The 11,681-nt window shown below is 63.8% G+C and carries 11 protein-coding genes; 6 read left to right on the forward strand and 5 right to left on the reverse strand.

Translation table 11 applies throughout. The annotated features are described in order from the left end of the window. Positions 1 to 241: 241 nt before the first annotated feature. Positions 242 to 1,936, reverse strand: a complete 1,695-nt coding sequence (locus tag ACUY3D_RS05590) for a lysophospholipid acyltransferase family protein (RefSeq protein WP_070562214.1) — start codon at positions 1,934 to 1,936, stop codon at positions 242 to 244. Between the two features lie 94 nt (positions 1,937 to 2,030). Further along, positions 2,031 to 3,293, reverse strand: a complete 1,263-nt coding sequence (serS, locus tag ACUY3D_RS05595) for a serine--tRNA ligase (RefSeq protein ID WP_070531816.1) — start codon at positions 3,291 to 3,293, stop codon at positions 2,031 to 2,033. A gap of 66 nt (positions 3,294 to 3,359) precedes the next feature. Between serS and ACUY3D_RS05600 the strand changes: the two genes are divergently transcribed. From ACUY3D_RS05600 to ACUY3D_RS05610, 3 genes are all read left to right on the forward strand, one after another. Further along, complete coding sequence (locus ACUY3D_RS05600; protein WP_448240564.1) at positions 3,360 to 4,091, forward strand: GntR family transcriptional regulator; 732 nt, start codon at positions 3,360 to 3,362, stop codon at positions 4,089 to 4,091. 72 nt (positions 4,092 to 4,163) lie between these two features. Further along, on the forward strand, positions 4,164 to 5,294 hold the full coding sequence (locus ACUY3D_RS05605) for a septum formation family protein (protein WP_448240566.1): 1,131 nt from the start codon (positions 4,164 to 4,166) through the stop codon (positions 5,292 to 5,294). A 30-nt stretch (positions 5,295 to 5,324) separates the two neighbouring features. Next, positions 5,325 to 5,672 (forward strand): metallopeptidase family protein, encoded by a 348-nt coding sequence (locus ACUY3D_RS05610; protein WP_070531807.1) that lies wholly within the window; start codon positions 5,325 to 5,327, stop codon positions 5,670 to 5,672. A 23-nt stretch (positions 5,673 to 5,695) separates the two neighbouring features. On the opposite strand, the gene ACUY3D_RS05615 is transcribed toward ACUY3D_RS05610, so the two are convergent. Both ACUY3D_RS05615 and pheA read right to left on the reverse strand, forming a co-directional pair. Beyond that, positions 5,696 to 6,343, reverse strand: coding sequence for a histidine phosphatase family protein (locus ACUY3D_RS05615; RefSeq protein ID WP_070531803.1), 648 nt, complete (start codon positions 6,341 to 6,343; stop codon positions 5,696 to 5,698). An 11-nt stretch (positions 6,344 to 6,354) separates the two neighbouring features. After that, positions 6,355 to 7,260, reverse strand: a complete 906-nt coding sequence (gene pheA, locus ACUY3D_RS05620; RefSeq protein WP_070531800.1) for a prephenate dehydratase — start codon at positions 7,258 to 7,260, stop codon at positions 6,355 to 6,357. Between the two features lie 41 nt (positions 7,261 to 7,301). Between pheA and ACUY3D_RS05625 the strand changes: the two genes are divergently transcribed. From ACUY3D_RS05625 to ACUY3D_RS05635, 3 genes are all read left to right on the forward strand, one after another. Then, entirely contained in the window at positions 7,302 to 8,447 is a 1,146-nt protein-coding gene (locus ACUY3D_RS05625; RefSeq protein WP_448240570.1) for an amidase, read from the forward strand. After that, on the forward strand, positions 8,444 to 9,142 hold the full coding sequence (locus ACUY3D_RS05630) for a CPBP family intramembrane glutamic endopeptidase (RefSeq protein ID WP_269948845.1): 699 nt from the start codon (positions 8,444 to 8,446) through the stop codon (positions 9,140 to 9,142). The genes ACUY3D_RS05625 and ACUY3D_RS05630 overlap by 4 nt, the downstream gene beginning before the upstream one ends. A gap of 206 nt (positions 9,143 to 9,348) precedes the next feature. Then, positions 9,349 to 10,638 (forward strand): LCP family protein, encoded by a 1,290-nt coding sequence (locus tag ACUY3D_RS05635; RefSeq protein ID WP_269948874.1) that lies wholly within the window; start codon positions 9,349 to 9,351, stop codon positions 10,636 to 10,638. 106 nt (positions 10,639 to 10,744) lie between these two features. On the opposite strand, the gene ACUY3D_RS05640 is transcribed toward ACUY3D_RS05635, so the two are convergent. After that, positions 10,745 to 11,674 carry a DUF5926 family protein gene (locus tag ACUY3D_RS05640; RefSeq protein ID WP_154736578.1) on the reverse strand — a complete coding sequence of 310 codons (930 nt, stop codon included), beginning with the start codon at positions 11,672 to 11,674 and terminating at the stop codon, positions 10,745 to 10,747. Positions 11,675 to 11,681: the final 7 nt, after the last annotated feature.

An 11,681-nucleotide genomic window follows, 5' to 3' on the forward strand; every position in this document is an offset into this window, starting at 1 on the left:
GCGCCCTGCTCACCGATACCTCGGCTACCTGCCCGAAAGGCGGATGAAGAAGAAGTTTTCTCCCAAAGCCAATGCTATATATCACCTGGATTTCTCTCCGGAGACGCTACTCACACGTAGGTTTCGTTGCCGTAAGCTGGCGTTTTTAAGGCATTCCATAGGTGAACAAAATAAAATAACACCCCCTTGCGGGGGTGTTTGCGGACTTTTGCAACCCTCGGCACACCGAGGATGTTAACGCCTATTCCTTCTCACGCTGCAGGCGTGCCATCGCCTCCAACACCTCAGCCATGCCATAACGCTCCGAGGAATACGTCACCGCACGGGCAGCCTTAATCACCTCAATGGGGGCGGTCTCCAGCGCCACCATATGCACAGCGACGCCTTCCCCACCCTCCGCAAAGGTCTCATCCCCTGGCTCGTTGGCAAAGAACAAGAGATCCTTGGACTCGGCGCCGATCTTCTTCACCACGGCTGCCAACCCCTCCGCAGGCGAAGACGCGGTCACCACTGCGCCGCCAGGGGCATCGTTAAACTGCACCCCTTCGGCCCCGTCCGCGCAGGCAATGCGCCAGCAGGTTTGGGGGAGATCCCCAAAAGCCGCAGCGTCCAGCACCTCGCCCTGCGGCGAAATCACGATCACTTCCTCAACCTGCGGGTGCAGTTGTACAAGCGCCTCCTGGAGCCGCTTCGAAATCTCGCCGTTCTCCATACTCAACGCACTCTGATCTGCCGCAATCACCCGCGGCGCTTCAGAGTATTCAGCCTTCACCCGGTGAGGCAGGCGGGAAACGATGATGCGCGATTGCGTCGCCGCAGACAGCAAGCCCTGCTCCACCACGGATCCCGCGAAAATCTCCTTGCTGCTCGCCGTCATCGAGGCCTGGGCTTCCATCACGTCGGATTTCAGTTGCGCCATGACCTCCGTGACCTTGTCGCGGCCTTCCCCGACGCCGCGCATGGCTTCCTCAACCACCGAGTTGAGGTTCTCCTTGATCCACTCGAGGGTTTCCGGCGCAGTACGCGGGCGATTCTTCTCTGCGGCGTCGGCTCCAGCTTCTGCGGTACCGGTTTCCTCGTTACTGCCCGGCTTCATCAGCGCCATCCGGTCGCGCATAAGCTCCACCGTGGCCTCGGAGACGCGGTCCTTAAGGCTTGTCAGATCATCGCGCAGCCGACGCACGCGGTAGCGCTCACTCTCCACCTCGGAGTCCTGGGCCTCTGCCTCCTCCAACGTCGGGGCGCCGCCGCCCTTGCGTGCCGGCACCCAGAACTCGCCGGCCGGCATCGGGCCAAACTCCGCTTCGTAGTCGGCCCACAGGCCCTCCAGGGCCTCCTGCATCCGGCGGCGTACCTCAGCGATGTCCGCGTCAAAGTCACCCGTCGTGTAATAAGGCTCCAAGGCCTTAATCAGCACAGGCGTCTTCGTGCGGCCCAGGTGCTTCTTCTGCCCCTTCGTCCACAGGCGCTGGGAGCCAAAGATAACCTGCGGAATAATCGGCACCCCCGCGCCATGAGCAATCCGCGCTGCGCCATTGCGCATGCTGCGAATCTCGAAGCTGCGGGAAATCGTCCCTTCCGCGAACACCCCAACGAGCTCCCCGCTCTTGGCCAGCTCAATGCCCTTCACAATCGACGCCCCACCATCGATACGATCCACCGGTACATGGCCCATCAGCCGAAACAGTTGCCCCGCCACCGGCGTCTTAAAGATAGAGGCCTTAGCCAGGTAGCGCACCAAGCGGCGCTTGCGGTACGCCAGGAAAGCCCCAAAGAGAAAGTCCATGTAGCCGGTGTGATTGCACACGATGACGGCCCCGCCCTTATCCGGGATATTCTCCTCCCCGGACAAGCGCATCTTGAGCCCCTGAGCAATAGTCACCCCGCGCCCGATGTGCGTGATCTGCCGGTAGAGGAAGTTAGCCACAGCGCTCATAGTGCTCCAAATGCTTAAGACCTCGCCGCCGGCGGAAGGCAGCAAGGAGGGGACAAAAGTAAGCGGCGCGCGAGCCGCCGCGCGCCGCGTTCTTCTAGGAGTTTACGGGGTACAGAACGTCCTTGCCCACGAATGGGCGCAGTGCCTCCGGAACCACGACGGAGCCGTCCGCCTGCTGGTGGTTCTCCAGAATGGCCACGAGCCAGCGGGTGGTAGCCAGGGTGCCGTTGAGCGTAGCGGCGTACTGGGTCTTGCCGTTCTCATCGCGATAGCGCGTGGACAGGCGGCGGGCCTGGAAGGTGGTGCAGTTCGAGGTCGAGGTGAGCTCGCGGTAGGTCTCCTGAGTCGGCACCCACGCCTCGTTATCGAACTTGCGCGCCGCGGAGGAGCCCAGATCCCCGCCCGCGATGTCGATGGTGCGGTAGGGAAGCTCCATCGCCGCGAGCATGTCCTTTTCCATGTTCAGCAGCTTCTGGTGCATCTCCTCGGCGTCTTCCGGCTTGCAGTAGACAAACATCTCCAGCTTGTCGAACTGGTGCACGCGCAGGATTCCGCGGGTGTCCTTGCCGTGAGAACCCGCCTCGCGGCGGAAGCAGGAGGACCAGCCCGCATACTGCAGCGGCCCCTTCGACAGGTCGATGATTTCTTCCTTGTGGTAGCCGGCCAGAGCCACCTCGGAGGTACCAACCAGGTAGAGATCATCCGCCGGCAGGTAGTAGATCTCATCCGAGTGCTGGCCCAGGAAGCCGGTGCCTTGCATGACGTCCGGGCGCACGAGCACCGGCGGGATCATGAGCTGGAAACCGGCCTCGCGGGCCTTCTGCGCAGCCAACATCAGCATGCCCAGCTGCAGGAAGGCTCCATCGCCGGTGAGGTAGTAGAAACGTGCGCCACCGACTTTGGCGCCCCGCTTGACGTCGATAAGCCCCAGCGTTTCACCCAATTCCAGGTGATCCTTCGGTTCGAAGTCGAACTGCGGCTTCTCGCCGACCTCCTCGAGCACGATGAAGTCATCCTCACCGCCCGCCGGGGCACCCTCCACCACGTTGGAGAGCTGGTACTGCAGCTCCGTCACCTTGGCCTCGGCTGCGGCCGCTTCCTCGCCGGCCGCCTTGACCTTCTCCTTCAGCTCGTTGGAGCCCTCCAGCAGCGCGGGGCGCTCCTCCGGGGAGGCCTGGCCAATCTTCTTGCCAAAGGCCTTCTGCTCCGAGCGCAGCTGGTCTGCCTTCACAATGGCCGCGCGGCGCTGTTCATCGGCGGCGAGCAGCTGGTCCACCAAGGCGGGGTCCTCCCCACGGGTTACCTGGGAGGCGCGGACGACATCGGGATTTTCGCGAAGAAACTTGAGATCAATCACGCCGGACAGTTTAGCGCACGGCCACACCTTTGCGCTGGTAATAACCAGCGGATTATCATGGATAACATGGCACCTCACATTATTACCGACGGCCCCGTGCCCAAGCACGCTCAGCTGCGGGATATTCTCTCCGAGCTCTGCCGAACCACTCTCAAACCCGGTGACATCCTTCCGGGCGAGCGCATCCTCGAGGAAACATACGGCGTTTCCCGCATCACCGTGCGCCGCGCCATCGGTGACCTAGTAGCTGAAGGCCGCCTGCGCCGCGTGCGAGGAAAAGGCACCTTCGTGGCCCCCAACCCGCTGGTCTCCCGGCTTCATTTGGCCTCCTTTTCTGATGAGATGGGCTATCAGAAAGTACAGGCCTCCTCGCGCATCCTGCTGGGTGAACGCAGCGCCGCCCCCGGTGAAGTCTGCGCCTTTTTCGGTACGGAAGCCTCGGTTTCCCATACCCACCTGCGGCGCCTGCGCTTGGGCGATGGCGAGCCTTATTCCATCGACGATGGCTGGTATAACTCTGCCTTCGCGCCCACGCTGCTGGAAAATGACATCTACAACTCTGTCTACTCGATTTTGGATAACACCTTCAAGGTCCCCATCACCGAGGCCGAACAAACCGTCACCGCCGTGGCAGCTGAGGAGGACATCGCCGAGCTTCTCGACGTCCCCCCAAACACCCCGCTCCTGCACATCACCCGCCTCGCCCGCTCCGGGGACCGCCCGGTTGAATGGTGTTCCTCGGTCTACCGCACCGACCGCTACCGGCTCACAACACACGTCTCCCGCTCGCGCATCTAGTGATTCTCCCGCCGCCTTAGCCTTGGGCGGGCTAGAAGCCCGGGCCGTTGAGGGGGTAGTATGAAGAGTTCTATGAGCACTTCATCTGCGTGGCGCTCCGCCTCCGCCATCCGCGTCGTCCTCGTTGCTGCCGTGGCCGCGGCCGTCTTCTTGGCGTTCTACGGTCTCTTCAGCGGCGGGCCAACTGGCACCGATTCGGCCGCACATGACTCCGCTTCCCCCAGCGCCGACGGTAGCCAGGCCGCTGATTCCTCCGAAGGCGAAGCCGCATCCTTCACCACCGCCTCCGCGGGCTCGTGTGTGACGTGGGATATCGCCCCGGACGGCACTGCCACAAGTTTTGAGCAGACCAGCTGCGATAAACCGCACCGCTTCGAGGTCTCCGCCCGAGAGGATCTCAGCGCCTACCCCACCAGCGAGTTCGGCCCCAACGCCAAGCGCCCAGACGTCACGCGGCAAAACGCCCTGCGCGACGAGCTATGCGAGGCCCCCACGGTGAGCTACCTCAACGGCAAATGGGATCCCAACGGACGCTACGACATTGCTTCCATCCTTCCGCCGGCCGGTTCCTGGGATCAGGGTGACCGCACCCTCCTGTGCGGCCTGCAGACTACCGACGCCAACGGCGTACCGCAGGAGTCCACGGGCAAGGTCAGCGAGGTGGACCAGGCGATCGTCGCCAAGCCCGGCGAATGCCGCAAGGTGGATGACAAACAGGTAGTCAGCACCGTGCCGTGCCAGGAACCGCACCAGATGGAGACCGTGTCCGTCATCAGCCTGGCAGAGAAGTTCCCCGATGCTTACCCCAGCGATGAAGAGATGGATAAATTCCTCTCCGAAACGTGTACCCAGAACGCCATGGATTACCTGGGCGGCGAGGAGAATCTCTACCAATCCACGCTGCAGCCTTTCTGGGGCGCGATGAGCCGCGAATCGTGGGAGGGAGGCTCCCGTTCGGTGAATTGCTCGCTGATCCACATCAAGGACGGCCACTTCTCCGAGATCACCGGCTCTGCCACGGGCGGCCGTGATGCCCTGAGCATCAATGGCGCCCCGCCCACGGAGCAGCCGAAGCGCAACCCATTGCGCGACCCGAATGCCCAGCCAGCCGAGCAGAACTCCCAGCAGGGCAGCGAGAATGCCCAGCCGGCCGGGCAGAACGCCGATCCCGCCGCGCCTGAAGCCGTGGCACCGGCCCAATAAACCCCCGTCCGCTCAACAGGGAGTAAGCACATGTACGAGGTCAGCGAGGAACGCTTCGAGGAATTAGTCGGCGAGGCCCTGGACAAGATCCCGGATCGCTTCGTCGATCAGATGCGCAACCTGGTCATCCTCGTCGAAGAAGAGCACCCGGATAGCCCCAACCTGCTTGGGCTTTACGAGGGCGTGATGCTCACCCACCGCACGGCCTCACACACCGGCCACCTGCCAGACACCATCTCGATCTACCGGCAGCCTTTGCAGGCGATAAGCAACTCGGAAGAAGAGCTCGCCCACGAAGTCATGGTGACTGTCTTCCACGAGGTCGGGCACTACTTTGGTTTCGAGGAGGACCGTCTCCACGAGCTCGGCTGGGGGTAGGTACCTACCGTGGCCGCAATGAACTAAACTTCGGTATCCGCCCAGCGCCTCAGCACCCACTGGCCAAAGGGCTGGCCCTGGGGCTCCATGAGGGTAAAGCGGCAGTTAGGCATGTATCCGGTGTAGGCAAAATCGGGGTCCACGCCGCAGGCGTGCGTCGTCACCACACGAATGGCGGCGCCGTGGCTAACGACGACGATGTCTTCATCATCCTCCAGCTCAGCAGCGAGATCCTCCAGCACAGGCTGGTAGCGCCCCAACACGTCCACGTAGCTTTCACCGCCCGGCATTCGGGCCTCCGGGTCGCCGTCAACCCAGCCGCGCAGCGCCACCATGTACTCGCGGTGGGTATCCTCGCTGCCGCTCATCTCGTGTTCGCCGGCGAAGACCTCGTGCAGGCCCACGAGCACCTCCACCGGAACGCTGCGCTCATCGGCTGCCTCGCCGTATGTGCGGGCGGCCAGCATCGCCGTCTGCTGGGCGCGCAGGGCAATAGAACACACAAATCGCACGCGGCGGCCTGCGCACAGCTCAGCCAATTCGCGGCCGACATCTTCCGCCTGGCCGCGGCCGCGCTCGGTGAGCTCGGCGCCCGGCGGGCGGGTATCCATGATGCGGTCAATATTGGAATAGGTCTGGCCGTGGCGCAGGAGGATGATTCTTCCGGTCATGCTTCACCACACTATTGACCGGTGCGCGCCTGCGCTACCCAGTCATCGGCCTCTTTCAGCCGCGCCAAATCCCGTGGGCCCTCCCCGAGTTTTACCGCGGAAGGCCAGGAGCCGACAAAAACGACGTTCTCCGCGCGCAACCACAGCGCCCGCAAAGCCTCCGCCACCGGTTGGTCCTCGATGTGCCCGATGAGGTCGGCGTGGAAGCGATAGTTACCGAAGACGGTGCGCAGCGGTCGGGATTCGATGCGGGAAAGATCCACCCCGCGGTGCGCGAATTCTTGGAGGGCGCCGACGAGGGAGCCGGGCTCGTTGGGCAGGGTGAAGATGACCGACGTCCTGTCGTTGCCGGTCCGCTCGGTCGGTTTTCCGGCTGGCCCCACCAGGACGAAGCGGGTCGTGGCCCCGGCAACGTCCGCGACATTCTCCGCAATCGAGTCCAGCCCGAAGACCTCCGCTGCCCGGGCAGGGGCAGCCGCAGTGTCCACCTCCCCGCGCGCCACGGCCTGCGCTGCCGCGCCATTCGACGCCGCCGGGACATACTCCACGTCCGGCAGGTTCTGCTCCAACCAACCGCGTACCTGCTGGTAGGCCACAGGATGCGTGGAGAAGGTTGTGTGGCTGGAACTGCCGGGGCGCACCAGAATGGAGAAGGACACCGGCAGGTCTACCTCGCGGTAGATCTGGACCCGGGAGCCGTCGGCAAGCGCGTCAAAAGTAGCCGTGACGGGTCCGTCCACGGAGTTCTCAATGGCCACGCAGGCATAGTCCGCCGCACCGGAGCGCACCGCCGCCAGCGCCTCGGCCGGCGAGCTCACCGGAAGGCCCTCGGGGGAGTCAAAGTCAGCGGCAAAATGCTGCATCGCCGCTTCTGTGAAGGTTCCGGCGGGCCCGAGGAATGCGATGGTGGTGCTCATGGCAGCAACTTTATCCCACTCAACTACTAGACTGAGCCGCCATGGAGAGAACCGAGTTCACACTGGACAAGCTGCGCGAGGATCTAGCGGGCCTGAGCCCTGCTGAGCACGGCTTCACGTATCTCGATCTCGAGCGCCGGCCACAGGCACACGGGCGCTTGAGCGGGTGGATTCTCTCGGTCAAGGATCTCAACGACGTCGCCGGCATGCCCACCACGCTCGGCCATGCCGAGCGTGCCTACGTGGCGGAGGAGACTGATCCTTTTGTGCAGGAGCTTATCGACGCCGGCGCGCGAGTCGTCGGCAAGTCCGCCGCACCCGAGCTGGGCCTGCGTGTGGACACCGAACCTGTCGGCCTGCCCCACCCGGATAATCCTCTCTATCCCGGCCATACGCCGGGCGGTTCCTCCGGCGGGGCAGCGGTCCAGGTGGCGCGAGGATTGCTGCGCGCCGCGCATGCTTCCGATGGCGGCGGTTCCATCCGCGTTCCGGCCGCTGCCTGCGGCGTCGTCGGGTTTAAGCCCGGCGGCGAGGACCTCTCGGTGCAGGGGTTCATCACGCGCAGCATCGCCGATACCGCCGCGCTGCATGGCCTTCGTCCGCGTGCCCAACGCGCCCGCATTGGCGTGCTAACGGATTCCCTCTTCGCTAAAACCGAGGTGGCCCCGCACATGCTGCGCGCGGTCGCGGAGGCCACCGCCACCTTTGAAGGCGCCGGCTTCGAAACCGTCGCCATCTCTGCCTACCCTCAAGCTGCCCGCACCTTTGAGGCCTTCCAGCACATCTTCACCCGGAGATTGGCGGGCCTCGACTTTGCGGAGGGTTACGCGGAATGGATTCGCGCGAAGGGCCGCCGCGTCACGGATTCCGAATTCGCCGCGGCCCGCGCCCATGCCGCTCAGCTGCCGGAGATGCTGGCCCAGGAATGGGACGTGGATGCCATTTTGAGTCCCATGCTGGCTTTCGATCCGCCGCGGCGCGGGCATTTCCTGGCGCTGGATCACCAGGCCAACTTCGATGAGCAAACGCGGTGGTCACCGTGGGGCTCGCTGTTCAACGTGGCGCAGCTGCCTGCCATCTGCGTGCCGTGGCCGGTGCGCGATCACCCGCCGGTGGGCGTGCACTTAGGGTCAATCACGCTTGACGAGTCCTCCCTCCTCGGCCTCGCCCAGGTGCTTCACCCATGAGCGCGCGCTCACGCCTGCGGGCGGAAATACTCATCGTCCTCACCATCACCTTTGGTATTTCGGGTGTGCGCGCCGCGTTGCGTCTGACCGATTCTCTGCTCAACCCGGCGCCGCTCAATGAGCAATCGGTCACCATCAACGCTTCGCAGTCAGCGACTACGTTGCTCGACCTCGCCTTCCAGCTGTGCAGTGCCGCGGTGCTCTTCGCGTGGGGAGCGCTTGCTCTGTACTTGATTTCCTCTCCACCCCGCCCGCAGTGGCGGGATGGCCTGCATGGCGCGGCGTTGGCGGCGGTAATCGGTCTGCCGGGTCTGGCGCTGTATTACATAGCGCTGCACTTCGGCTGGACCAAGGAGGTCGTCCCGGGAGCTTTCGATACGCGGATTGAGATTCCCGTGCTGCTCATCAAGTCCTTTGCTAATGCCTGGGCGGAGGAGCTCGTGGTGGTGTATTGGCTCATGACCAGGCTTAAGCAGTCTGGGTGGGCCCTGCCCGCAACGCTGGCGGCTTCCTCCATCCTGCGCGGCTCTTATCACCTTTACCAGGGTGTTTCCGCGGGCTTCGGCAATATCATCATGGGCGTGGTCTATGGCTGGTACTTCCACCGCACGGGCAAGGTGTGGCCGTTGGTCATCGCGCACTTTCTTATCGACGCCATCGCTTTCGTTGGCTACGCCCTCCTCTTCGGCGCTTAAATAAGAGCTATCAGCAAGCCACAGCGAAAAGACAGCTACCGCCCCCTGTGTGATAGGTGGGGCAGAAGTTGTTTCGCGGTACAGTGTTCCCCATGACCTACCAAGGACGCGATCCAGAGCGCGAAGCCCGCCGTGCCGGCGAGCCCCACGGCAGACCTCGCCGCGCGGACTCCGCTAGCTCTGCAGGCCCTTCCCGCCCCCGGAACATGGCCAGCCCACGCGGCTCACACGCAGCCGGTGATGACGCTGGCGAGTTCGTCCTTGGTGCCGACGGGCAGCCCTTGCGTGATCGCTACGGCCGACCGGTGCGCCGCCGTCCATCCGCGCAGCAAGCTAATCCTGCGCATTCATCCTCCCGCGCTCAGCGCCCCAGCGCGCGGCGTTCCCGGCCGGAGGAGACCCGCTTCGACGTCGACGCCTACATGGCCCAGCGCTCCCCTGCGCGCCCAGCGCCCCGCCGGAGCGTACCTTCGCAACAGCCTGCTGTCCGCGCCAATCGGTACACCCCGGATGCCCCACCGCGTAGCTATGCTCCGCAAGCCCCCACCCGCAGGCGTGCCGAAGGTCGCCCGCACAGCCGCCGCAAGAAAGTAAACCCAGCCAAGCAGGCTTTCGGTTGCCTGGGCTGGATCGTCGTCATCGCCCTCGTCTTCATGGTGCCCTTCACCCTGTGGACGGATTCGCGTTTAACGCGCATCGATGCCCTGCCCACCGAGCAGGTGGCACAAACCTCTGGTACAAACTGGCTGCTCGTAGGTTCGGACTCGCGCCAGGGGCTCACTGAAGAACAACAGGCGGAGCTAGGCACCGGTGGCGATGTGGGCGTCGGCCGCACCGATACCATCATGCTGCTGCACATTCCCGCATCCGGAAAGGCCCAGTTGGTCTCCATTCCACGCGATAGCTATGTCGACGTTCCCGGCTTTGGCATGGACAAGGTCAACGCAGCCTTTACCTACGGCGGCCCACAGCTGCTGACCCAAACCGTGGAGCAAGCCACCGGCCTCCACATCGACCACTATGCGGAGATCGGCATGGGCGGCTTGGCCAACGTCGTGGATTCCGTCGGCGGCGTGGATATCTGCGTCAAGGAGCCCATCAACGATCCGCTTGCCGGCATCGACCTCCAAGCGGGCTGCCAAAAGCTCCGCGGGCCGGATGCCCTCGGCTACGTGCGCACCCGCGCCACCGCGATGGGTGACTTGGACCGCGTGGAGCGCCAGCGCGAATTCTTCGCCGCACTGCTGGATAAGGCAACGTCTTTCTCCACCATCGGCAACCCCTTCAAGGCAATTTCACTGGTTAACCACACCGCCGACTCCTTCATCGTCAACGAGAAGGACCACGTCTGGCACCTTGCCCGCGTGGCGCTATCCATGGCCTCCGGCGTGGAGACGAAGACGGTTCCCATCGGCGGCTTCGAGGACACAGTCGTGGGCAACGTCGTCCTCTGGGACGACGCCGAAGCCCAAGCGCTCTGGGACTCCATGCGCTAAGGCTTCGGCCGGTCGTTTCGATCAAATAAGGCTCCAAAACCTTGTGGTTTTGGAGCCTTATTTGATCGTTTCGTACCCGCGCCTCGGGGGCGAAGGCACCGAGATACTAGCGCAGCGTCACCTGACGGGACTTGATGTTCTGCAGCTGCTTGCGCTCATCGGCGTCGAGGTTGGCGTCGTTGGAGATCTCCTCCTCCAGCGCCTTATTCACGCGAGACAACTCTGCCTCGTAGGAATCGTGCGCAACCTCCGGATCGAGGTCGAAGACCGGAGCGATGAGGCCGTGGGTACGGAAAACGCCGGCAAACTTGGTGTTTTCTCCCAGGTTGAGCTCACCGCGAGCGGCGATGCGCGCAAGGGCGTTAAGGAAAGCATTCTCGTCATCGCAGGGGCGGACCCAGCGGATGTGCGCCTTGCCGCCACCGGCATTAGCCCAGAAGGCGGTACCCACAAAACCCTCGGCCTCCTGGCCTACCTGGTAGGACTCAATGACGGAATCGTTGGCGCGCTGCAGAGCCTGCGCCATATGCGGCGGGACCTGCGCGCCCTCCGGCATCCACCACGCGAAGTCCTGGTAGACGTTGATCTCCAGCTCGGCGTCCTCCTCCAGCAGCTCCTTGAGCTCCGGCTGGGAGCCATCAGCAGCGGTGGACTCGAGAGTGGAACCCGGCGCGTTGTTCTTCACCCAGTTCAGGGCGAAAGCCAGGTCGCGGCCCGGATTGTGCGTGTGGGACTGCACCTGCAGGCCCACGAAGGCCTCACCGCCGGACTCCTCATCACGGATGAGTGCCGCGGTAGCACCGGGCAACACGGTGGCGACGTAAACGTCCTTGTCAAAGCCTTTCACAGACAGCTTCGCCGTTGCGGAAGGAACGAATTCCTGCAGGGCGACGAGGCTAGCCTCAGCGGCGAGCCCACCGAAGGGGCGGGGGTCCTTTTCCAGGGCAGCGCGCTCGGCGGCGCGGGCAGCGAGCTTAGCTTGGCGGCGGGACATGCCCTCCGGCAGCTGTTCGTTCTTCTTTTTCTTCTTGGCCATACTGAAC

Source organism: Corynebacterium guaraldiae (assembly GCF_053480195.1).